This is a genomic window from Bradyrhizobium sp. 613_E4_N2_2 (assembly GCF_052075995.1).
GTDB classification, from domain to species: domain Bacteria; phylum Pseudomonadota; class Alphaproteobacteria; order Rhizobiales; family Xanthobacteraceae; genus Bradyrhizobium; species Bradyrhizobium barranii.
The window spans coordinates 4,663,912-4,683,097 of the sequence record NZ_CP197234.1 but is presented as its reverse complement, the minus strand read 5'-3'; the positions used below and the strand labels follow the sequence as shown (position 1 = coordinate 4,683,097).

Below are 19,186 nucleotides of genomic sequence, written 5' to 3'. Positions count from 1 at the left end.
TGGCTGCCAACACGGGAGGATGCCATGGATGAGCGCGAAACGTCTGCGATGACCGAAGCCTCCGGTCTCGTCACCGATCCGGCGGGCGCCGCGGCCCCGTCCGGAACGAGGTCTTCTCACCCCCCTCGCGTCAATTCCGGGGAATTCGCAACGGACCTGGCGGAGCGGTTGCGCGAGATCACCGTGAAGGCCCCACTGCAGGCGCTTTTTGCCGCGTTCCTGCTTGGGGTGTGGATGGCGCGCCGGCGCTAGGAGTGCTGCCGGCTGATGCCGAGGAAGCTGAAGACATTCCAGACGTCGCTCGGATTCTACGATCTCGCGATCGCCGCGCCTTCGATGAAGGCCGCGCTGGAGGCGTGGGGCGCCGGCAGCAATCTCTTCCATCAAGGTTTCGCCAAGGAGACCGATGATCCGGATGTCGTTGCGGCCACGATGGCGAAGCCGGGTGCAGTCCTGAAGCGCCCGGCCGGCTCGAGCGGTCGCTTCGCCGAGCAAGCGGACCTTCCCGATCTCGATGACGAGGAGAGCGGTCGGAAGAAGGCTCGACGGCCGGAGTCCAAGAGGCGGACGGTGCCCGCGATCAGCGTCGAGGATTCGCGCAAGGCCGCTGCGGAATTTGAGCGGGAACAGAAGCGGCGGGATGCGGAGCGCCGCAAGGAAGAGGCGGCGCGCGAGAAGGAGCGGGCCGAGGCGCTGGACACTGCGCGGCGTGAGCACGAAGCGCGCTCAGAGACCTTGATCGCCGAACGGGCAGCGATTGAAAAGAGGATCGAGGCCGAGGACGCGCGGTGGGAGAACGAGAGGGAAGAGCTCAAGGATGCCCTGCGCCGCGCTCGGGAATAGAAGCCCCGGCTGCTGCGTTATTCCGGCAGGCACTCGGGACAGGTGTCGCCGATCGATTCCAAGACGGCCCGGACTTCAGCGGCCGCTTGATCGGATGAGACGCCGGTCGGCGGATCCTGACGGGCAAAATCTAAAGCGCGTTCGCGCGCATGCGGGTCGGCCCGGTCACGCGCCCAGCCGTGCTCTTCGCACTCGTGGATGGCACCGGCCTCCTGCAGCACATTTATCGCCCATCCTCGCAGCGTCCGGATCGTTCGCGGTCTTTCCTTCGTCATCAGCATCGGATTCTCCTGCCCAAATGAATCCTGGGGTCGCTTGAGCGTTCCCGGCAGTTAGCACGGAGCAGGGATTCCAAAACGGCGAGGCTGGGGCTTGTCCACTTGTTCCAATGCCTTGGTACGGCATGCGGAAGTGTCGGCCTAGGAGGGGCGGTCGCCGCGCCGGTCGTTCGCTTCGAAGCCGCCCTGCGCTCCGCGATGAAGCGCACGAGAAAATCCGTCGCCGACCCGGGAGCGAAGCCGGAGCCGATGGATTCCAGCAGCATCCGGTGCGCGCGCCTGTCCGCTTCGCTTTCCCAATGCTTGGCGTAGGTCTCCAGGAGTTCGGCTCCAACGCCGTCGACCGTTTCGATGAGCCGCCGAAAGATCTCGGAGGCGGAATGCAACGTTGCCGAGCAACACCATCGTCAGGACGGCTGGCGTGAGCATCGCGTTCCGAAGGCAACCGCGGCGGCCCAAGGCCGCCGCAACCGCATCGGCACCCCGCCGCCGCGGGGCGGGTCGTCGTCGTCGCCGTCCAATTTGCGCAGTGCCGCAAGGATTTCCGCGAGCCGGACCGGGCGGCCCATGCCGGGAATCTCGCGCAAGGCCGGCGAGGATTCGACTGCGAACATGTCGGAGGCCCACGACGACAGGACGACCCGCTTCTCGGGAGCGGTCAGCTCCTGGTCGTTCAGGACGTCGTCCGGAGACGCGTAGTGCGCGGCCGGATGGAATAGAGGGTGGTGAGTGCAGGAATTCGTGTTGGCGTTGGTCATTGGTCGTCTCCCTTTTACGCTCCTTTCCAGGGAAGGTTTGAATGCGGGCGGCGGACCAACCACCGCCCGCATGGCCGTCAGGCGGCCTTTTTCTGCTCGATCTGGGGCGAGGAAGCCGTCGCGCCCGCGATCTGGATCCGGCGGGGTTTCATGGCTTCCGGGACCTCGCGGACGAGATCGATGATCAGGAGGCCGTCGCGGAACGCGGCCTCCTTCACCTGGACGTAGTCGGCGAGGTTGAAGACGCGGCGGAAGGGGCGCGCGGCGATCCCTTGGAAGAGATATTCGCTCGCCGGCTTCTCCGGCTTCCGGCCCTCGATGGTGAGCGCGTTCTGCTCGGCCGTTACGCTGATATCGTCGGCGCCGAAGCCCGCGACGGCGAGCGTAATCCGGTAGTGGTCTTCGCCGGAGCGCTCGATGTTGTAGGGCGGATAGTTGTCGTCGCTCGCCTGACGAAGCGCGCTATCGACCAGGCCAGCCAGGTGGTCGAAGCCGATGGTGGAGCGCCACAGGGGCGCGAAGTCGAAGGTCGTCCTCATATCCAAGTCCTCCTAGGAGCAAGATGGTTACGAAGGGACGCAAGTCGGCGGTCCGAGGACCTGCCGGCCGGCGCCCGCGCCGGGCCCAACCTGGCGTCCGGCACACCGCTCTCGCGGCGAAAAATGAATTAGAAAAACGACAAGAGGTTTCAAGAGGACCGTCGGAAATTTTTTCGGCCAACGTGATTGTTAACCCGGTGGCACAAGCATTCGCACGCTGCACCACTGCCATCTTGACAGCGATTTTGCGCCGAATATTTTTGCAACGGGGAATTCGTTTTCCCGTTTCTCGCAGCTGAAAAGGACAAGAAGACCGTCAGGAGTGGCGACGATGCTCGATGAAGATTTTGCCCGTATCCGTGCGCACCGCAACAACATCCACCGCTATCGCAGCCTGCTGAAGACCCGTCTCTCGGACCTCGAACGCCAGTTCATCGAACGGCGCCTCTCCGAGGAGAGCTCGGCGCTGGAGGTATTGACCTCCAAGACCTTCCCCATGGCATTCACGTTACCCCCACAATCGTCGCCGGCGACCGCGGGGGCGGTATCGTGACCGCCGTCACAGATCTGATCCGCGGCAGCGAGAAGGTCATCGCCTACTACCGCCTGCTCCTTGCCAGCGCGAAGACCGAAAGGGAGCGCGAACTCTACTGCAGCCGGATCGAGCGCGAACAACGGCTTCTGGACCAGCTACGCGACGGATTTCCGGAGCGGTTCGCGGCATGAAGTTCGAAACCGACGAGGACCGTTTTGCCGGCTACGACGTCGTGCTGAAGCAGCGGGGACGGGGCCGCTGGAAATGGGCCGTCTGCACCGCCGCGGGCGAAGTCGCCATGTCCGGCTCGGAGTGCAGTCGCGCAGGCGCGAGATACAGGGCGGAGCGGGCGCTGTTTCTTCTTCTTTGCGCAAGCGCGTCGCGGATGCCTGCCGCCAGCGAGGCGGGCAACGGGCTAGGAACCTTGGTTGTCGTCAGTTGGTTGTCGCGCTCTCAACCCGCGGAGACCGATTCCGATGCCCGACTATCCGAAGCCGCCTTACCCCAGTCAGAAGCAGTCAATGCCCGGGTTGACCGCTAAGATGGACCCACGCCCCGATCACGGCGAGGCCAGCTACAAAGGGGCGGGCCGCCTGAACGGCAAGCGGGCTATCATCACCGGTGGGGACAGCGGAATAGGGCGAGCTGTCGCCATCGCCTTTGCCCGCGAGGGCGCCGACGTCCTGATCGCCTATCTCGAGGAGCACGAAGACGCCAGGGAAGTTGCGGCCCTCGTCGAGGCGGAGGGGCGCAAGGTTGTTCTGGTCGAGGGCGACCTGAGGTCCGCGGACCACTGCAGGAAGGTCGTCGATCGGGCGGTCCGGGATCTCGGCGGGGTCGACATCCTCGTCAACAATGCCGCGCATCAGGCGACCTTCAAGGATCTTGGCGACATCAGCGACGAGGAATGGCGAATGACGTTCGATGTGAATATCCACGCCATGTTCTTCCTCGCGAAGGCCGCCGTGCCGCACATGGAGCCGGGCGGCGCGATCATCAATACGGCATCCGTGAACTCGGACATGCCGAACCCCACTCTCCTGGCCTATGCGACGACCAAGGGCGCTATCCAGAACTTCACAGGCGGGTTGGCCCAGATGCTAGCGGAGAAGGGCATCCGCGTGAACGCGGTGGCGCCCGGGCCGATCTGGACTCCGCTGATCCCATCGACCATGCCCGAGGATACCGTGAAGAATTTCGGCAAACAGGTGCCGATGAAGCGGGCCGGGCAGCCGGCCGAGCTGGCGACGGCCTATGTGATGCTCGCCGATCCGCGGTCGAGCTACACCTCCGGCACCACGGTCGCGGTGACCGGAGGGAAGCCCTTCATCTGATGCCGGGCCTGCAGCATCCAGTCACGCCCGACGGGCGCTATTTCGTCGTCCGCGGTAGACTCTGGCGGGTGAGCGATCCCGACCTTGCTGCCCAAGACAAGGAATGCGGCTGGTGAAACAGCTGATGGATGCGCGGCGAGCCGTGAAGGACGCCAGGGCGGCTATAGATCTGAACGCAGAGACCGTCGCCCATCGCCTCGTCGACGAAGCTAAGCGCCGGCTGGGAGAGCGTGGACCGGTGTGGCGGAAGGATGGCGCGCCCGACTTCAACCGACACGCGGTCAAGAACACGCCTTATGCCGAATGGTACGCGGGGCTCAGGCGGCCTTCAGGGCATCGAGACGCTTGCGGAGAAATGCCAGCACCATGACCTCGTCGGGCGTGAGCTTGGCGTACTGGCGCTTGAACTTCTGCGCGATCTTGGCTTCGATCATCTTCACGAGGTCGCCGGACATGTAGGCGTCCAGAACCTCGGGATGCACGTAGCAGTTGCGGCAGATGGCCGGCGTGTTGCCGAGTTGCTTCGAGACGCTCTCGATCGCGGCGACGACGTTGCGCTTTGCCTCGGCTTGGCTGTCGTACTTCTTGAACTCGGACAGCGCCAGCGCCGCCAGTACGGTCCCGGCCCAAGTGCGGAAATCCTTGGCGCTGAAGTCCTCGCCCGTAACGTCTTTGATGTAAGCGTTGACGTCGCCGGAATCCACGCTGCGAGGCTCTCCGTCGTCGTCGAGGTATTTGAAGAGCTCGTGTCCCGGGATCTCCGCGCAGCGTTTCACGATTGAGGCGATCCGCTTGTCTTCAACGCGGAGCTTCCACTGCTTGCCCGACTTGCCCGTGAAGGCGAACCGAAGAACGCCGCGGCCAACCGCGATGTGCTTGCGGCGCAGGGTCGTAAGCCCGTAGGACTTGTTCGTCTCGGCATACTCGGCATTGCCGACCCGGATCAGCGTCTTCTCCAGGAGGCTGACGATGGTGGCGAGCACCTTCTCGCGAGGCAGTCCGTCCCGCTTCATGTCGGCGGCGACCCGGTGCCGTAGCTCTGGGAGGGCGGCCGCGAACTGGATGATGTGCTCGTACTTGTTCTGGTCGCGCAGCTCGCGCCATTTCGGGTGATAGCGGTACTGCTTGCGCCCGCGTGCATCGAGCCCTGTCGCCTGGATATGGCCGTTGGGTGAGGGGCAGATCCAGACTGACTCGTAGGCCGGCGGGATGCCGATCGCCTTGATCCGCCGAACGACGGCGGCATCGGTAATGCGCTTGCCGTCCTTGTCGTAGTAGGTGAACGTCGTGCCGGTCCGCTTGCGCGTGTAGCCTGGCGAGGAGTCGCTGACGTACCGGAGGCCTTCTTCCGCGATGGTCGCCGCCAACTCGACGGTACGATCCAGAACCTGTTCTTCGTTTCCGGTCTGACGGAGCATTGGCCTGTCCCTCGGAAGCACCCTGGGATCGAGGCTCCGCTTCCTCATAAGGACCGAAGGCGCCTGTTCGTTCCGTTCGGAGGTCGGGCCAGGCTACAGAGATCCTCGCGCAGCCCTTTGTAGAACGGATGCCGCACCTTTCCCTCGGCGGACTTGGCGCGGTACTCGATCTCGGCCAGCAGCTTCGGTTCACCGACATACACGCCGGGGATGGACGGTTACGAACTCGCCGAGCGAGCGACGCGTCTTCGCTCGGGGCTAAAGGTATTGCAGCTGTCGGGCTGAGAGCGACGCCGGGAGGGCTTTCCGTTGATCCGAAAACAGTTCTCTGAAGATGAACTGCGCGCGTCATGCAGCAGACCACGGGCGTCTGCTAGAAGCTTTCGGTCGTCGAACTTATCCCGCCCGCCAGGTCCTCGCGCCGGGCACTGGGCAGCGGCGTCGGCAAGCTCGCATGAGCAAAGCGGGTTGGCCGAAAACCCGCTTCCCAGCACGACCAACGCAACGGCAGGTGCCTATGTGTCCTTCTCGGTATTCGTGACATAATTGTAGACCGCGTCGGATTCGAGCAGGGCCATCAGCGCGCGACGTGTCAAGGAGTGCGAGGGGTCTTTCGGGATATTTCGCGTGCTCCACTTGTGAAATGCGATCAATACACCGGTATCGGGATTTACAATCTCCCTCCCGGGGCTGGAAGCCGCCGCCTGCGCTTCGTTTAAGCGGGCGGCGTTTTTCTTTTGTAAAGCCGCGCCAACTGGCGGCCCATCTTGGCCGGGTACGAGCATAGTATCCCCCACTGCAAGGGGCTCGCATGTTCGACTTCGATCTATTTTCGAAACGCGAATGGGCGACGATGGTTATCGCTTTCGTGGCTGTAACCGCTCTCGCCCTCTACGGGTTTTTCAAGTTTCTCGACTATCTGGCGCCGCACCTGTAAGGACCGCCTCAGTTGGTGGCCCGCTTATTGATCATTCTTCAGCTTGCGCCGGCCCCATGCGCCTCTTTGCCCTTGAGCTTCAACCTTGAAATCAAAATCAATCATCGTGACAGACAAACCGCCTTCCAACCTTGCTCGGCAGCGTTAACTACCCAGCGATAGGCCGCGAGGCTTATGTCAACGTACGTAAGGAAAAACGAAAGCTGAAGGTCTATCAAGCTCGAAGATGGCGTAGGACGCGTCCTGCGGTCGGATAACTTGATGATCTGGGCTGACATGTGAATTCCTACTACTGGTCTCGGTGATCCCGGCGAATTGCAACATAGCAATAATAGCTTGGTTCCCGGTACCTACGGCCTCGTCAACGATGCGACGCGTCAGTTTGCCGAGAGTATCGGCCTAATCGCGCGCGCCGGACAGTAGGCGACGTGGGAGCCGGTGTGCGAGCTATTCCCTTTGAAGTGGAAAACCGCTAAGAATAACGCTGCAGTTGACGACATCTGGAGGGCCTATGACCGTGGCGACATCAGCATCGACCGAGCCCGAACAGCAGTCTTCGACCTTGCTGGCGGAATTGGAACGCCTGAGTGGGCAAGACGTGGCATTGGCGCGACTGCTCCATCACAGGGATCGACATATCGGTAAGCTGGCCGAAGGCTTCATTGCCATCAACTGGCGGAGGCAGGTGCCTGAAGTGATCGAGCCTGAGGAGCAGCACATCATCGATCTGCTGTGCGAGTACGACGCGGCACTCGCGCATGAGGCGCAATAACTGCGAGGGTGCAATCTGCGCCGACGGCGCGTGTTGCTTGTACGACCTTGGCCGTCCGGTCCATATAGCGTCGTGGTCCCTTGGGTGTCGGTGATCGCGCGGCCAGCGTTGCGCCCCGCGGTATCGTAGAACTGGCGCTGCTGAGCCATCGCATCACCGGAGGCGATCAGAACCAGCAGCGCGATCAGCGCCTCATTTGGACCTCCCGAACGTCTTGTCGGACTTCAGCAGGAACAGACCCTCGTTGCGGTCATCATCGTAGAACCCGATCCAGTAGTATTCCCGGTGGTTAGGCGGTCTCTCGCCGCGGCAGACGAACATCGCGCGATACTCGACATCGGCCCGCGTCGTCGGCCATTGCGGCCTCAGCCCGACAAGTCTGCACCCAGCGTCGTTTCCAGCCTCGTAATGAAACCCGCGCGGGGTGATCTGGATGCCTTCCTCATCCTTCCCGCAGTGCTTCATCATGTGCCGCTCGCCGCACCATCGGCCGTGGAACATCGAAGGCATCTCGGCGGCGTCGGCGGCGTTAGCGGCGAGCAGCAGCAGGCTGCCCAACAGGATGGTCCTCGTCAGTTCCATCACCAATCCTGTTGTTGTTGAAGCAGCCATAGACCCACTTGCTATGATCTCTCGGGAAATAGGTCCATGAGCCGTCTGGATTTTCGGCGACGACACGCACGCGACCATTGAAGTCGGTGAACTGGATTGTCGCGATGTGATCGCGGTCGACCATTTCATAGGCCACGACCGGAAAATTGAAGCTGTCCTTTCGGCTACCTCCTTCTGGCCCAAGGCCAGCAAGGCCCGGCCGGTCCCCAGGGCGTCCCCGGCATTCCGGGCCCGGCGTTCAATTTGGACAAGGTGCTGGCGCTATCGGAAAGCTACAGCGCGTCGTCACTCTCGACTGCACCCGGTTCAAATAGCCGTAGATGTAAAGCTTCAGGAGAACCGAGGGATGGTAGGACGGCCGCCCGGTCGCCGCCGGTTCCCCCCTCGAAGCTTAACTCGGCCAAATCGAGTGCATCGACAAACACGTCGATCACCCGAACAGGGTTGCTCTCATCAATGAAATCGTCGAGGCATTCGGGCAACAACGTCGACTGCCCACGATCCGCCTCCGCAACGAAGCGCTTCATCCCAGCCCCCCGCAAATCGTGCGGGAATCATATCGCGCGAATCACATCAAGCGCAGCGTTTTCACACAGCCAGGGTCAAAAGCTGGCGACCGAGGCAAGTACGGTTCCGCGTCCGGTCCACTGCCGATATGCGACTCCCCTCTGATTCAATCGGGGAAGCTCGGCCAAGGGGCGCGCCCGATTTGTAACCTGTCGGGCGGGCGGTACGCCGAGGTCTCGCCGTCAGTCAGCTGGCGCTACGCGATTGCGGATTTGCAGATGCGATCTGTCCCTCATGGCGTGCTTCGTTTACCCGAAACGGGAGAAATAGGAACATCGTCGCGACGGGCGTGTTGTGACCGGCCACTAAGGAGGACGACATGAATAAGAAATTTCTTCTTTTTCTAACGGCGGTTTCGCTTCTGACCGGTCCGTCGTTTGCCCAGAATCCGCCGGCGACGGATCGGCCGAACAATAACGCGGTTAACAGCTCGGGCCAGAACAATTCCGAGAAGCCGGTTTCGGGCGCCAACAGTTTTACCGAGGGTCAGGCCAAATCGAAGATCGAAGAAGCTGGCTACACCAACGTGACTTCCTTGAAGAAGGACGACAATGGCGTGTGGCGCGGAAAGGCGAGCAAGGGCGGTGCGTCGGCCGATGTCAGCCTGGACTTCCAAGGCAACGTGAACGCAGCGAAGTGACCCCTCGCTCAACCGCCGCGATAACCGAGAAGGATTCGATTATGACCGTTACGATTTCACGTCTCTACGACAACTATTCCGACGCGCAGCGCGCGGTGACGAGCCTGGAGGCGGCGGGCGTGCCGCATTCGGATTTGAGCATCCTCGCCAACAACTCCGACAACTGGTACAGCACCGACAAGAAGGTCGATCGCGATCGCGATGGGGTCGACGATCGTGCCGAGGGTGCTGCGACGGGAGCTGGCGTCGGCGCGGGTCTCGGCGGCGCCGCGGGCTTGCTCGCAGGCCTCGGGCTGTTGGCGATCCCGGGCTTGGGTCCGGTCGTCGCGGCCGGGTGGCTCGCGTCGACCGCGCTGGGTGCCGCTGCCGGCGGTGCCACGGGTGGCGTGGTTGGGGCTTTGACGCAGGCTGGTGTATCCGATGAGGAAGCTCCGCTCTACGCCGAAGGCGTGAGAAGGGGCGGCACGCTTGTTTCGGCACGCGTCCCCGATGCCGATCGCGCGCGATACGAAGCGATCTTGAACCAATCCGCCGTCAATCTGCGCGACCGGAGCGTGGCTTGGCAGAAAGCTGGATGGAAGAATTACGACCCGTCGGCTCAGCCTTATGGCGCGGACGAGGTGCGCAGGGAGCGCCAACTCTACGGCACCGGCGTGCGGTAGATCATCGGCGGCCCGCCTTGGCGGGCCGCCTTTTTCTTGCACCCACAAACTTAAATCGATGAGCCGAACATGAACCGCGGAATGCCATCGATGACTGCCCTTTTTAGTATGCTCGCGATCGCCGGTTACGAAAATCGGGACAAGCTGGCGGACATGTTCCGCAACGCTACCTCCGGTCAGCCGGCGGGCGCCAAGAATTCGCTGAGTAGTATGCTCGGCAATCTTGGCGGTCTGGTGGGCGGCGGTGGAGTAGGTTCGCTCCTGAACGGCGGCCTCGGCGAGTGCTCGAGCACTTCAGGCAGAATGGGCAAGGGGACGCGGCCCAATCCTGGATCAATCAGGGGCCGAATCGGGAAGTCACCCCGCCCGAACTCCCGACGTCCTTCAAAAACTGGAGCAGCAGACAGGCCTGTCGCAGCAAGAGATACTCGACCGCTTATCACGCGAGCTTCCTACAGCCGTGGACCAATACACGCCCGACGGACGTCTTCCGGCTCCATCGGCGTGATAACATCGTAAGGCTCGAGGAAAGTCATGAGCATTATTTGGACGATCATCATCGGCTTCGTCGCGGGCGTCATCGCGAAGTTCATCATGCCCGGCGACAACGAGCCGTCCGGTTTCATCCTGACCACGATTCTGGGAATCGTGGGAGCGTTCATAGCGACTTACCTCGGCCAGGCGCTGGGTTGGTACCGGCCTGGAGAAGGCGCAGGACTGATCGGTGCCATCCTCGGCGCGATCGTCGTGCTGTTTGTTTACGGTATGGTATCTGGTCGAAGCCGTCGGGCCGTTTAGACGGGTTTGGCGGCGAACCTCATGAAGGGAGCGACGGTACCGGCTCAAGACCCAGCTCTCGGCAATTTCGGCGACGTCGTCGGCATAGCGGCCACCTTCACCTTGTGGAAGCGTCAGCGCCGCTGGAGGAACCACTGCGCAACGCTTTTGTTGGTTTATCTTCCAACAGCAAAGGACACGATTATGGACCGCGAACATGTGAAGGGCGCTGCCGACAAGGCAAAAGGCGCCATCAAAGAAGGTGCTGGCAAGCTTACTGGCGACAAGGACTTGGAAGCCGAAGGCAAGATTGATAAGGCCAAGGGATCCGCCCACAACGCAGTGGGAGACGTGAAAGACGCAGCGCGGGACGCCGCTGACGCCCTAAAGAAATAAGTAGAAGAAAGAAGACCAAAAACTAGCCGCCTCCGGGCGGCTTTTTCTTTTTAGACTAGCCGGTCTAGCACAGTGTAGTCGGCGCCATTCACGGGCCTTTAAAATTACGAACAGAAGAAGAGCCCAGTCCTGGTGGCGAGGCTCTCCTTCAGCTTTCCATGGTTGCCTCAACAGCCGCCTTTACGGCGACATCGAGTTCAGAGGTCATTTGATTTCCCAGGACGTGTTGTGTGGGATGTCCATCGCAAAATAATCGCCAGAGCCAGCCAGCGCAGGCATCGCTATACACGAAAATGGTTCGCTTCCGGTGATGCCCTTATACTTACCGGTACCGCCGGTGATGATATGCGTTCCACAATCCATCTTCGGCTGGGCCTTGTCGAGGTCTCGAGTATCGAAGGTCGAGAAAATCTTGTCGCCGTCGCTGTCGGCAAGCACGCAAGCTCCGTCAATGTATTTCTTGTCTCCGGACGCGACGTTCAGCGCCACGCAGCGTGCTGACATCTTGTCCAGCATCTTCTCTCCCTTCATGTTTTGAGTCGTCCCGACCGCCTCCAGCGTAGTGGCTTTGCCGAGTTCGGCAGTGTCAATGCTCATCAAGGGCCGAAAAATAAAGTGCGTCACATAAGGAGTAGTCCCCTTCTTTTCAATCGAATCTCCCGCGACAGCCGCGGGGGCAAAGGACATGAGCGCCGCAGCAAAAGCTGTTGCTTTGGTGAGTCCGATCGCTGCGGTGAATGTGGGGGCCATGCGCATGTTGATGACGTTCATGAGTGCCTCCTTAGATCAGGCGGCGGTTCAGGTCTCCGCCGTGAACTGCCGCGAGTTGAAATCGACCTGCGTCTGACGCCGGCGCCGAGCGCCAACGTGCCCGAGCACCGCGGTTAGGGTGGCGACAGCTCGCCGACCTGGAGCAAGGCGGGCGCGATACCAATTATGGGTCAAGAGCTTCCTTCCGCGTTCCATCCGCAACCTGCCAGCTAGAGAATGCCGGTGCGACCTTCTCGGTCGACTGCCTCCACCCGGGATAATGACCGTGCTTGACGCTGATCCGGTTCAGCAGCATCGCGACGATGATCATCGCCAGGATTCCAGCAAGACTAAGCACGAACTGCATCGCAAGGCGATCCGAGATGTCGAGCAGCGTCAGGTGGCTGGCCAGGGCTAGGGGGACGCCGAGACAATAGATTGGCAGCGAATTCTCGCCACAGCACCTCGCGCAGCGCATGACTGGCGTCGACAGCCCGCGCCAATCCTGAGGAACGAACCGTAGCACCACAATTGCAAGAGCCAGGAAATGCAACAGCCGGAACGGACTGAGATTCGATTTATCCAGCGGGAAGAGCAGATCGGACAAAGTTTGCGGGACCAGCGGCTTGCCGCTGCAACTCAGCGCGAGGACCAGGCCAAAAACCAGATAGACAACAGCAAGGGTAAGCGTCGTGCGCGACGTCACCCAGGGCCGGACCTTATCCCCTTCGATGACGCACCACGCGCCTAGCACGATTAAAAGCTGCCAAGCCAACGGGTTGAAGAACCAGGCGCCGTTGGGCCAGGCTGGAACGCTCCAGCCGAAGATGTGTACGAGTGCATAAAGCAACAGCGAAACACCAAGCGTAACGTTTGGTGCTCGCAGCAGCATCCACAGCAGCGGCGCGAACAACACGTGAAAGATGACGAAAGTCGGCAAGACGTCGGTGTTGACAGGGCGATATTGCAGGATTGCGGCATGCGCAAGCGTCGCGCCCGGATGATCGAGCAGAATCCGCGTATTGCTCACGTCGGCAAGCCGATCGCTGCCCGCGAGGTAGACGAGGATGGTGCAAGCGAGCGTGAGCAGCAGAAACGCGGCATAGATGTCCCATCCCCGCCGCAGCGAACGGCCAATCATGCCGCTCCAGCCCTCGCGCTGACGTGTCCTGCCGTAGGCCAGCGCGCAGGTCACGCCCGAAATGAACATGAATATTTCGGCGGCATCGCAGAAGCCGTAGTTGCGCGGTGTCAGCCAGCTTCCGATGTTGTTGGGAACATGATCAAGAAAGATCCACCATAGCGCGATCCCGCGACAGACATCGATGCGCAGGTCGCGGCCACCCCCCCTGAACTCCGGCGGAGTTTCGCCGATCAATCGCTTCGAGGTGTGAGTTCGATCGTGCATCTGTTTGACCTGCCGGCGTGCTCGCACATCGGTCGATGAGACGCTCTGCTGCTCCGGGCTGGGGGTGCCAAGCGGGGTATCCGACCAAACGATGCGGTTACGAGCCCGAGCTACCTGATGGTTGGAGGCTCTTTCGTTTGCCAGCCGGTGCTCTGATTTCCTGGGCCGGAAGGATCGCCGTCCTCCCAAAACGTTTGCAATATGTCGTCGCTGGCAACCGGTATCAGAAGCTGCTTCCGCATTTCGGCGAGGCGGGCACGGCAATACTCACGGTAAAACATCTCGACTAAGGTGGACATGATCGAACCCTCGCTTGATCATCACCGTTGACGATAGATTTCGACCATTTCAACCGGCGGTAAATATCAACGGCGCCGGACTAGTTTGTGTCCGACGAACTCGGATGACGACGATGTGGCCGAAGAGGCGCGACACGAAATCGGTATCAGAGAACGTCTAGTGCTGCAGGACAGTCTGTCCGCGGATCGTTGAGTTCGATCAATCGCGAGAGTCATAGAAGCGGGGCTTACTCTTTCACCCTGCCAAGGATATCTAAACTAGATCCGATAGCGGCAATCAGAAATAGAGCCATCACGACCGCCTCCTCTTAAAGGAGATTTTTTGACGCCGCGGCTTTCGCAATCACTATAGACCTAATTTCTCGCCGCTAAGTGAACAAGTTCACATCAACATTGAATATAGGTGAGCGAGACTAGCAGGCCAATGGCGTCGCTTCTTGGACTCTTGCGCACAGATCAAAGCAAGTTCGGTGCGCGAACTGCAAAATGCAGATACCGGTAAGTTTGTCGCATTTGATCCCGATGTCCAACAAGGCTGGAGGTCCCCATGTCTATGGACGCAGCCGAATTCGTATCACATCGCTTCTCCACGCGGGAGTTTCCGGAGCGGATGCGAGTCCCGGTATGGCGCGAGGAGTTTGGGCGAGGCATAGTCCACGCTGATATTGAGCCTCTATCGAACGCACCGTTTCAGGCCTACGCAACGCTTCAAGCGATCCGAGGTTTGCGCAGGCTCGCGCTGAAAGGGTCCCCTATGCGTTTCAAGCGTTTGCAAGCAAGCATCGCTGATGGTGATGACTCGATCGGAGTCATCCTCAGTTCTCCCGGCAGAAGTCAACTATCGCAGCGTTGTCAGGAAATCGAGCTTCACGCCGGCGACGCCATCGCAATTCTGCATTCCGAGCCGGCCAGCGTCACCTATGTCGACGGATTGCTATTTGGTCTTGCCGTACCGCGCGACGCCCTCGCACAGCGCGTGACGAACGTCGAAAGCCGCGCCATGCGGCCGATTTCTCACCGAAGTGAAGCGCTCCGACTTCTCATGGCTTATCTCAAGTCGGCATTTAATGAGAGTGTTCTGGCCACCCCGAAGCTGCGAGATGCGGTCGTGGCTCACATACACGATCTCCTGGCGCTCGCAATCGGCGAGTGCGCTCCCTTGGGCGAGAGCAGTGCGAGCGCTGTCGTGACTGCGCGCCACGGCGCCGCCCTCGATTACATCGAGACACACTTTCAAGAACCAGGACTCAGCGTCGAGATGGTAGCTCGTTGCCAAGGCATCTCACCTCGCTATCTGCAGCGCCTGATGGCATCATCAGGATCGTCGTTCACCGGGCACGTCAATGAGTTACGCCTCCAACGAGCGCTCAAACTGCTGACCGAGTCCAGCGCCAGCGCGCGGCTAATTTCCGATATCGCTCTAGAGGTCGGCTTCTCGGATGTTTCGCATTTCAATCGCTTGTTCCGAGCTCGCTTCGGCGATTCGCCGCGCGGCGTTCGTTACGCACGAAGGGATCCCAGCTGAGCCACGTACTCCAGATCGGCGCGGGAGCGAGATGCAGTCAGCTAATGACCGCTTTGGGGCATGAGCGTCGTTCGGAGGGGCGGCCGGTTGCTTCCGGTCCACCTCGATGAGCGGACCACCGGCAATTCGGCGTCGACTTCCGCTTTGGGGCGCCCTTTTGCTACTATCGCACGGACACTATTGGGGGAGTCATGACAGCTCATGAACACTGGCAAATGGATGCGAGCGCGCCGAGCTTTACGAGCGCTACCTCGTTCCAGCTATCACTTCGATATGGGCCAATGATCTGCTCGACCGTGTCGGGCCAAGGAGTGGAGAAAGCATACTCGACATCGCCTGCGGGACAGGCGTCGTCGCGCGGCTCGCTGAGCAGCGAGGGCACGTCGGCCGGTTAGTCGGCATAGATCCCAACACGGCAATGCTCGCGGTGGCGAGGGTAAAGTCTGCGACTGTTGATTGGGCCGAGGGTAGCGCGCTCGACCTGCCGTTCCATGCAAACACCTTTAACGTTGTGCTCGCCAGCTCGGCCTACAATTCTTCACTGATCGGCCGGGGGCGCTGAAGGAGATGGTGCGAGTACTCAAGCCAGGAGGCCGCGCTGGGTTGAGCTTCTACAGCGCTATCGAGAACGCCAAGGAGCCCATGCTTTTGTGCAGGCGCTCGACAAGTATGTTGGAGCAGAGTCATCGCGAACCAAGCGCTCGGAACACCTCTCTTGCGATGCGTAGGAGGTCGAGGTTTGGGCGAAGCATGCTGGCTTCGATGTCGTTGAGCTTCTCGTGCAGGACCCACCACATCGGAGCGTCCTCTGTTACGAAAATGGCGGCTTGCCGTTGTCGGCTTTTACGGCTCTTTGCTTGCACTCATCCTGGTGTTTGCGGTTGCAACCACCAGCTCATGTGCAGTTCGCACGAACGGTCCCGCTGATCGCTTCTCAAAAGTGAGTTGACCGGTACGTCGATCTTGCGCCGACGTAAGCTTGCTAACGGCTCTATTTCGGAGCTCCGGTCTGGCTACTTGAACCCGTGGTCTGCTCACCTACCGGCCGGCCCGGAGGATGCGCAGAAGCGCCCGGCTTGTCTTAATCTGCCACATATCCGGAATCTCCAGAGTTGCGTGTCTTTACTCCTCTGTCTGCATCACGCTGCATCTGCTCATTCGGCTCGCTAGTCTTGAGCCCTTTGTCTACATCTCGGTGAATCTCCTCGTTGGTTTGCTCGCTAGGTGCGGCCTTTTGCTGTTGCGCCGTTGCTTGGAAGGCAATCGCGCTTCCGGCAACTACAATCATCACGAGAGTTGCAGTTCGCATGCTTCTGCTCCAGTGCGTCGCCCCAATCCTCTTTAACGCACGAGCTGTCCAACGTTTTCCTGGCTCCGCGATGCCGTTCTCGGAAGGTACCTTAGTGGTTCTGCGCTTTGCGAATTGGTGCGCGGACAAATTATCCGCTAGTCAGCAAAGCCTTAGGCCGGCGCGCCGCCGCGCTTCGGGGATTTCTCGGGGGGGGCGCGCGCCAGCTTCGCTTCCTCGCGTTGGGCCATTTTGAGTAATCGCTTTGCCTCCACGCGGAGCGCCTCCGCACGGCGAATAAGCCGATCAGCGGCCGCGCGCAGCTCCTTGATGCGAAACTTGCGGATCTCGCTAGACGTCGCTGCGAGCTTGCCCGACAGATCGCCAGAAACCGGCCGCCGACGCCTTATTTCGCCAGGGAGGTCGTCTGACCGCGGGGTGGGGGTGTTTGAACGCATGGGCAAGGCTCCCAGCGGGTTTCGGTCGCGGTGCTGATCGCAGTTGGCGTGCTCGGGTGTTGGCTGTCGTCATGGAGGCCCAACAGCACGAGCCGGGAGTCGAATAGGGGCGGCCAGGTTAGACCGGACTTCAGCCGGCGCGGGCCTGACCCGGCCGCCCCACTAGCCTGCTCAGAGCGCCCTCAAAGCGCCAATAGGTCACCGAGTTGGAAGCCCCACATTCGTTACAATGAAGGCTCTGCTCGCCTCGCATGTATCGTCCCCGGCGCGAGTTGGGTAAAGGCTCCCCTTAGGACAATAAGCATTCTGAAGCTGCGTACTTATGACCACAGCTTAGAGCGTAAGGATCAGCCAGACCATTAGACCGGCGTTGAGGGCGCCTACCGTGACAATGCCCGTCTGGATTAGCCGCTCGATCATGGCGCGCTCACCCGCTTCGGCGGGGCCTTGTCGTAGAGATCAAGTATTTCGAGCTGGCTCGGGAGCGCGCTCAGGCTTCGGGCGATGTTCCTCGGTGCAGTGGCCTTATTCGGGGCAAGGCCAGGGGCGCCGGCTTTCGCGCGGTACGCTTCCGCTAGCTCTCGATACTCGCCAGCACTGAGCACGAAGGCCCCCAACCATTGCCTGGTCAGGATGCTATGGCTCGAAGTAAGGGTCTATGCACCTTGTGCCAAGTCTGTATTGATTGGGATTTCTAGGGGTACTCCTTCGGTGGGCCAGGCGATCGCAGCGCTCATTCTGCTCGCCGCCTGGGCGGTCGAGGCCTGAAATTAAGCTCAGTATGTGCCTCGACATCGCCGGGCAGGGGTCTCCGGCATCTGACAGTAAAAGGCCCGCCGGTTCACGTTGGCGGGCCTAGGACTCCCGGCGCTCTAATCCGCAATTGGATCGGCAGCCGCGAGCATTGGGGGCTGGAAAGCGAGCCGTGCCATGTACTCCCATGGATGACATGATCTATTAGCGGACGGCGGGCCTTCATGGAAACGCGCGAGGACTACCTGCTTCGCCTAGCGAGTGGTTTGGAAGGTCTCGCGATGGACGAGCGGCTGATAGTTCGCGACCCATACATTGAGCGCGCGTTCGGCGGCACGCGTGCCCTCGCGATTGCAGAGGCGGGAGTCTTCGCCCGCGCGCATGGGTGCACGTTTCGTTACGACCGCATCAAGCGCCAAGGAGAGTTCACCCGTGCATATCCGGCAGGCGGCAGGGCGTGAAGTGGCTCGTCGAGAGCGCGCGCTACTGCCGCTCGTGAGTGGGAAAGCCGCCAGCTAGCGCACAAGTGGCCCTGGCACACCGCCGGCGGTTGAAGCAGATGCACGAGGCCCGCCGGTTCACCCGCGCGGGCCATCTCGTTAAGAAAGGCAGGCGACGATGGCGAGAACTACGTCGGCGCCTAGGTCGCCCGAAAACATGGCGAAGGTAAATCCGGCACCAAGGGCGACCGCAATTGCTTCCAGCGTAATCATTTTGAAATCCCCTCGTTAATGAGAGGAGTTTGGGCTCGGACTGTTTCGGGATCGCTTCGCGTGACGCAATAAACGGTTTCGTTCACCAAGGCGTTATCCGTAAGCAGGTGTTGAGCGCGACGAAAAGGGCCGCAGCGGCTGCGGCCCTGGCGCAAGGTCAAATAAGGCCGGGTAAAAAGATCTAAGTGAAACATGCAGCCAGCCCCAGCGAGATGATCCTACTGCCGCGCTTCCAGCTTGCAATATGATCTATTTAACAAACGCTGGATGCTTAACATAGGTGAGGGAAGGCCCGCCGGGGCTAACTGAGCTGGCGGGCCCTCGCCCCAAGCACAAGACCGCGCGTTCTCCCAACACGGCCCCGTCCCGAAACCGAGACTGCTCCTCCTTGTTTAACGAGCAGCTAAGAACCACTCAGGAACCTTCTCAGGCATGGAGCATTTTCGAATCGCTACTGGCCTATCCCCGTGGGTCGGAAGCTCGGTGACAGCACGGCTCCAGCTTCTGGCAACGCTGGAGCCGGAGCTTTTTGCGGCCCCCGCGGCTGCCGCACCGGCTCGAAGCTGCTCGATGCTGCGGCACCTGACGGCTCTCAACCGATGCGTTGAAGGCGGCGGGTCGCGGGGCCCTGAACCCACCAACGATGTGGCGCTGATTATCCACGCCAGATCACTCGATCACATCGTATTCGAACACGACGCCTTCCGGGTCGTTCTCCTCTAACCATCGTTCTGCGGCGTCCACCGTTGCGAAAATCTTGATGTACTCGACGTCGCCAACCTTCTTGGCGGTGTTGACGTAAACGAAGACTGTCGTTGGTGTCATTGGTCTCTCTTAGTTTTCCCTTCGGATTAAGCTCCGGGACCTAGTGGCGGGCCGCTTGTGCGAAAGCGCACAGAAGCGCCATGGGGCCGCCATGGGGCG

At 60.8% G+C, this 19,186-nt stretch carries 26 protein-coding genes and 2 pseudogenes; 16 read left to right on the top strand and 12 right to left on the bottom strand.

Annotated elements, in window-relative coordinates; translation table 11 throughout:
• Nucleotides 1-24 precede the first annotated feature (24 nt).
• Together AB7290_RS22535 and AB7290_RS22530 are read left to right on the top strand one after the other, a co-directional pair.
• Complete coding sequence (locus AB7290_RS22535) at nucleotides 25-252, top strand: hypothetical protein (RefSeq protein WP_038937338.1); 228 nt, start codon at nucleotides 25-27, stop codon at nucleotides 250-252.
• Between the two features lie 15 nt (nucleotides 253-267).
• The gene (locus AB7290_RS22530) at nucleotides 268-843 is read left to right on the top strand and encodes a cell envelope biogenesis protein TolA (protein ID WP_441253889.1); all 576 of its coding nucleotides are present in this window, start codon (nucleotides 268-270) and stop codon (nucleotides 841-843) included.
• Nucleotides 844-860: 17 nt separating this feature from the next.
• Here the strand turns inward: AB7290_RS22530 and AB7290_RS22525 are convergent, their stop codons facing one another.
• From AB7290_RS22525 to AB7290_RS22515, 3 genes are all read right to left on the bottom strand, one after another.
• Nucleotides 861-1,124 (bottom strand): hypothetical protein, encoded by a 264-nt coding sequence (locus AB7290_RS22525; RefSeq protein ID WP_441253887.1) that lies wholly within the window; start codon nucleotides 1,122-1,124, stop codon nucleotides 861-863.
• A gap of 404 nt (nucleotides 1,125-1,528) precedes the next feature.
• Nucleotides 1,529-1,879, bottom strand: a complete 351-nt coding sequence (locus AB7290_RS22520) for a hypothetical protein (RefSeq protein WP_049813237.1) — start codon at nucleotides 1,877-1,879, stop codon at nucleotides 1,529-1,531.
• 77 nt (nucleotides 1,880-1,956) lie between these two features.
• Nucleotides 1,957-2,418, bottom strand: a complete 462-nt coding sequence (locus AB7290_RS22515; protein WP_038959803.1) for an Hsp20 family protein — start codon at nucleotides 2,416-2,418, stop codon at nucleotides 1,957-1,959.
• A 331-nt stretch (nucleotides 2,419-2,749) separates the two neighbouring features.
• Here AB7290_RS22515 and AB7290_RS22510 point away from each other — a divergent pair, with 331 nt between their 5' ends.
• From AB7290_RS22510 to AB7290_RS22495, 4 genes are read left to right on the top strand one after another with little or no spacing between them, the layout of a single operon-like run.
• Entirely contained in the window at nucleotides 2,750-2,971 is a 222-nt protein-coding gene (locus AB7290_RS22510; protein WP_304489694.1) for a hypothetical protein, read from the top strand.
• Entirely contained in the window at nucleotides 2,968-3,144 is a 177-nt protein-coding gene (locus AB7290_RS22505) for a hypothetical protein (protein WP_441253884.1), read from the top strand. Before AB7290_RS22510 ends, AB7290_RS22505 begins: the two co-directional genes overlap by 4 nt.
• Complete coding sequence (locus AB7290_RS22500) at nucleotides 3,141-3,494, top strand: hypothetical protein (RefSeq protein ID WP_441253882.1); 354 nt, start codon at nucleotides 3,141-3,143, stop codon at nucleotides 3,492-3,494. The genes AB7290_RS22505 and AB7290_RS22500 overlap by 4 nt, the downstream gene beginning before the upstream one ends.
• Nucleotides 3,430-4,287 (top strand): glucose 1-dehydrogenase, encoded by an 858-nt coding sequence (locus AB7290_RS22495; protein WP_441253880.1) that lies wholly within the window; start codon nucleotides 3,430-3,432, stop codon nucleotides 4,285-4,287. The genes AB7290_RS22500 and AB7290_RS22495 overlap by 65 nt, the downstream gene beginning before the upstream one ends.
• 317 nt (nucleotides 4,288-4,604) lie before the next feature.
• On the opposite strand, the gene AB7290_RS22490 is transcribed toward AB7290_RS22495, so the two are convergent.
• On the bottom strand, nucleotides 4,605-5,705 hold the full coding sequence (locus AB7290_RS22490) for a DNA topoisomerase IB (protein WP_441253878.1): 1,101 nt from the start codon (nucleotides 5,703-5,705) through the stop codon (nucleotides 4,605-4,607).
• 515 nt (nucleotides 5,706-6,220) lie between these two features.
• On the bottom strand, nucleotides 6,221-6,490 hold the full coding sequence (locus tag AB7290_RS22485; protein ID WP_441253877.1) for a hypothetical protein: 270 nt from the start codon (nucleotides 6,488-6,490) through the stop codon (nucleotides 6,221-6,223).
• A 26-nt stretch (nucleotides 6,491-6,516) separates the two neighbouring features.
• Here AB7290_RS22485 and AB7290_RS22480 point away from each other — a divergent pair, with 26 nt between their 5' ends.
• Nucleotides 6,517-6,642, top strand: a complete 126-nt coding sequence (locus tag AB7290_RS22480) for a hypothetical protein (RefSeq protein ID WP_354134884.1) — start codon at nucleotides 6,517-6,519, stop codon at nucleotides 6,640-6,642.
• Between the two features lie 511 nt (nucleotides 6,643-7,153).
• Nucleotides 7,154-7,414, top strand: coding sequence for a hypothetical protein (locus AB7290_RS22475; RefSeq protein ID WP_441253875.1), 261 nt, complete (start codon nucleotides 7,154-7,156; stop codon nucleotides 7,412-7,414).
• 192 nt (nucleotides 7,415-7,606) lie between these two features.
• On the opposite strand, the gene AB7290_RS22470 is transcribed toward AB7290_RS22475, so the two are convergent.
• Both AB7290_RS22470 and AB7290_RS22465 read right to left on the bottom strand, forming a co-directional pair.
• Nucleotides 7,607-7,996: a hypothetical protein gene (locus AB7290_RS22470; RefSeq protein WP_354134882.1), complete on the bottom strand. Its 390-nt coding sequence runs from the start codon at nucleotides 7,994-7,996 to the stop codon at nucleotides 7,607-7,609.
• A gap of 322 nt (nucleotides 7,997-8,318) precedes the next feature.
• Nucleotides 8,319-8,553, bottom strand: a pseudogene (locus AB7290_RS22465) (IS5/IS1182 family transposase); the annotation flags it as partial.
• A gap of 359 nt (nucleotides 8,554-8,912) precedes the next feature.
• Between AB7290_RS22465 and AB7290_RS22460 the strand changes: the two are divergent.
• From AB7290_RS22460 to AB7290_RS22440, 5 genes and pseudogenes are all read left to right on the top strand, one after another.
• Nucleotides 8,913-9,233, top strand: a complete 321-nt coding sequence (locus tag AB7290_RS22460) for a hypothetical protein (protein ID WP_441253873.1) — start codon at nucleotides 8,913-8,915, stop codon at nucleotides 9,231-9,233.
• Between the two features lie 41 nt (nucleotides 9,234-9,274).
• Nucleotides 9,275-9,895 carry a hypothetical protein gene (locus AB7290_RS22455; protein WP_354134880.1) on the top strand — a complete coding sequence of 207 codons (621 nt, stop codon included), beginning with the start codon at nucleotides 9,275-9,277 and terminating at the stop codon, nucleotides 9,893-9,895.
• Nucleotides 9,896-9,964: 69 nt separating this feature from the next.
• A pseudogene (locus AB7290_RS22450) lies at nucleotides 9,965-10,403 on the top strand (YidB family protein).
• Nucleotides 10,404-10,429: 26 nt separating this feature from the next.
• A complete protein-coding gene (locus AB7290_RS22445; protein WP_441253871.1) occupies nucleotides 10,430-10,693 on the top strand; it encodes a GlsB/YeaQ/YmgE family stress response membrane protein in 264 nt (87 codons plus the stop codon).
• Nucleotides 10,694-10,714: 21 nt separating this feature from the next.
• The gene (locus tag AB7290_RS22440; protein WP_441253869.1) at nucleotides 10,715-11,068 is read left to right on the top strand and encodes a CsbD family protein; all 354 of its coding nucleotides are present in this window, start codon (nucleotides 10,715-10,717) and stop codon (nucleotides 11,066-11,068) included.
• A gap of 204 nt (nucleotides 11,069-11,272) precedes the next feature.
• Here AB7290_RS22440 and AB7290_RS22435 read toward each other — a convergent pair whose 3' ends face one another.
• Both AB7290_RS22435 and AB7290_RS22430 read right to left on the bottom strand, forming a co-directional pair.
• Nucleotides 11,273-11,839 (bottom strand): hypothetical protein, encoded by a 567-nt coding sequence (locus AB7290_RS22435; RefSeq protein ID WP_441253867.1) that lies wholly within the window; start codon nucleotides 11,837-11,839, stop codon nucleotides 11,273-11,275.
• Nucleotides 11,840-12,002: 163 nt separating this feature from the next.
• On the bottom strand, nucleotides 12,003-13,226 hold the full coding sequence (locus AB7290_RS22430) for an OpgC family protein (protein ID WP_441253865.1): 1,224 nt from the start codon (nucleotides 13,224-13,226) through the stop codon (nucleotides 12,003-12,005).
• Nucleotides 13,227-14,072: 846 nt separating this feature from the next.
• On the opposite strand from AB7290_RS22430, the gene AB7290_RS22425 reads away from it, so the two are divergent.
• Nucleotides 14,073-15,050, top strand: a complete 978-nt coding sequence (locus AB7290_RS22425) for an AraC family transcriptional regulator (RefSeq protein ID WP_441253863.1) — start codon at nucleotides 14,073-14,075, stop codon at nucleotides 15,048-15,050.
• A gap of 208 nt (nucleotides 15,051-15,258) precedes the next feature.
• Nucleotides 15,259-15,612 (top strand): methyltransferase domain-containing protein, encoded by a 354-nt coding sequence (locus AB7290_RS22420; protein WP_441254543.1) that lies wholly within the window; start codon nucleotides 15,259-15,261, stop codon nucleotides 15,610-15,612.
• A gap of 519 nt (nucleotides 15,613-16,131) precedes the next feature.
• On the opposite strand, the gene AB7290_RS22415 is transcribed toward AB7290_RS22420, so the two are convergent.
• On the bottom strand, nucleotides 16,132-16,359 hold the full coding sequence (locus AB7290_RS22415) for a hypothetical protein (protein WP_354134873.1): 228 nt from the start codon (nucleotides 16,357-16,359) through the stop codon (nucleotides 16,132-16,134).
• Between the two features lie 152 nt (nucleotides 16,360-16,511).
• The gene (locus AB7290_RS22410) at nucleotides 16,512-16,796 is read right to left on the bottom strand and encodes a hypothetical protein (protein ID WP_441253860.1); all 285 of its coding nucleotides are present in this window, start codon (nucleotides 16,794-16,796) and stop codon (nucleotides 16,512-16,514) included.
• A gap of 977 nt (nucleotides 16,797-17,773) precedes the next feature.
• Here AB7290_RS22410 and AB7290_RS22405 point away from each other — a divergent pair.
• The gene (locus tag AB7290_RS22405) at nucleotides 17,774-18,010 is read left to right on the top strand and encodes a hypothetical protein (RefSeq protein WP_441253858.1); all 237 of its coding nucleotides are present in this window, start codon (nucleotides 17,774-17,776) and stop codon (nucleotides 18,008-18,010) included.
• 921 nt (nucleotides 18,011-18,931) lie between these two features.
• On the opposite strand, the gene AB7290_RS22400 is transcribed toward AB7290_RS22405, so the two are convergent.
• Nucleotides 18,932-19,087, bottom strand: coding sequence for a hypothetical protein (locus tag AB7290_RS22400; RefSeq protein WP_166341775.1), 156 nt, complete (start codon nucleotides 19,085-19,087; stop codon nucleotides 18,932-18,934).
• Nucleotides 19,088-19,186 lie beyond the last annotated feature (99 nt).

Bases quoted from the DNA above. Each gene is read 5' to 3' on its own strand.
- AB7290_RS22475 (WP_441253875.1), top strand. From the start codon at position 7,154: ATGACCGTGGCGACATCAGCATCGACCGAGCCCGAACAGCAGTCTTCG.
- AB7290_RS22500 (WP_441253882.1), top strand. From the start codon at position 3,141: ATGAAGTTCGAAACCGACGAGGACCGTTTTGCCGGCTACGACGTCGTG.
- AB7290_RS22445 (WP_441253871.1), top strand. From the start codon at position 10,430: ATGAGCATTATTTGGACGATCATCATCGGCTTCGTCGCGGGCGTCATC.
- AB7290_RS22455 (WP_354134880.1), top strand. From the start codon at position 9,275: ATGACCGTTACGATTTCACGTCTCTACGACAACTATTCCGACGCGCAG.
- AB7290_RS22510 (WP_304489694.1), top strand. From the start codon at position 2,750: ATGCTCGATGAAGATTTTGCCCGTATCCGTGCGCACCGCAACAACATC.
- AB7290_RS22460 (WP_441253873.1), top strand. From the start codon at position 8,913: ATGAATAAGAAATTTCTTCTTTTTCTAACGGCGGTTTCGCTTCTGACC.
- AB7290_RS22440 (WP_441253869.1), top strand. From the start codon at position 10,715: ATGAAGGGAGCGACGGTACCGGCTCAAGACCCAGCTCTCGGCAATTTC.
- AB7290_RS22490 (WP_441253878.1), bottom strand. From the start codon at position 5,705: ATGCTCCGTCAGACCGGAAACGAAGAACAGGTTCTGGATCGTACCGTC.
- AB7290_RS22435 (WP_441253867.1), bottom strand. From the start codon at position 11,839: ATGAACGTCATCAACATGCGCATGGCCCCCACATTCACCGCAGCGATC.
- AB7290_RS22430 (WP_441253865.1), bottom strand. From the start codon at position 13,226: ATGCACGATCGAACTCACACCTCGAAGCGATTGATCGGCGAAACTCCG.
- AB7290_RS22485 (WP_441253877.1), bottom strand. From the start codon at position 6,490: ATGCTCGTACCCGGCCAAGATGGGCCGCCAGTTGGCGCGGCTTTACAA.
- AB7290_RS22410 (WP_441253860.1), bottom strand. From the start codon at position 16,796: ATGCGTTCAAACACCCCCACCCCGCGGTCAGACGACCTCCCTGGCGAA.
- AB7290_RS22470 (WP_354134882.1), bottom strand. From the start codon at position 7,996: ATGGAACTGACGAGGACCATCCTGTTGGGCAGCCTGCTGCTGCTCGCC.
- AB7290_RS22495 (WP_441253880.1), top strand. From the start codon at position 3,430: ATGCCCGACTATCCGAAGCCGCCTTACCCCAGTCAGAAGCAGTCAATG.
- AB7290_RS22415 (WP_354134873.1), bottom strand. From the start codon at position 16,359: ATGCGAACTGCAACTCTCGTGATGATTGTAGTTGCCGGAAGCGCGATT.
- AB7290_RS22405 (WP_441253858.1), top strand. From the start codon at position 17,774: ATGGAAACGCGCGAGGACTACCTGCTTCGCCTAGCGAGTGGTTTGGAA.
- AB7290_RS22535 (WP_038937338.1), top strand. From the start codon at position 25: ATGGATGAGCGCGAAACGTCTGCGATGACCGAAGCCTCCGGTCTCGTC.
- AB7290_RS22425 (WP_441253863.1), top strand. From the start codon at position 14,073: ATGTCTATGGACGCAGCCGAATTCGTATCACATCGCTTCTCCACGCGG.
- AB7290_RS22530 (WP_441253889.1), top strand. From the start codon at position 268: ATGCCGAGGAAGCTGAAGACATTCCAGACGTCGCTCGGATTCTACGAT.
- AB7290_RS22520 (WP_049813237.1), bottom strand. From the start codon at position 1,879: ATGACCAACGCCAACACGAATTCCTGCACTCACCACCCTCTATTCCAT.
- AB7290_RS22480 (WP_354134884.1), top strand. From the start codon at position 6,517: ATGTTCGACTTCGATCTATTTTCGAAACGCGAATGGGCGACGATGGTT.
- AB7290_RS22400 (WP_166341775.1), bottom strand. From the start codon at position 19,087: ATGACACCAACGACAGTCTTCGTTTACGTCAACACCGCCAAGAAGGTT.
- AB7290_RS22515 (WP_038959803.1), bottom strand. From the start codon at position 2,418: ATGAGGACGACCTTCGACTTCGCGCCCCTGTGGCGCTCCACCATCGGC.
- AB7290_RS22525 (WP_441253887.1), bottom strand. From the start codon at position 1,124: ATGCTGATGACGAAGGAAAGACCGCGAACGATCCGGACGCTGCGAGGA.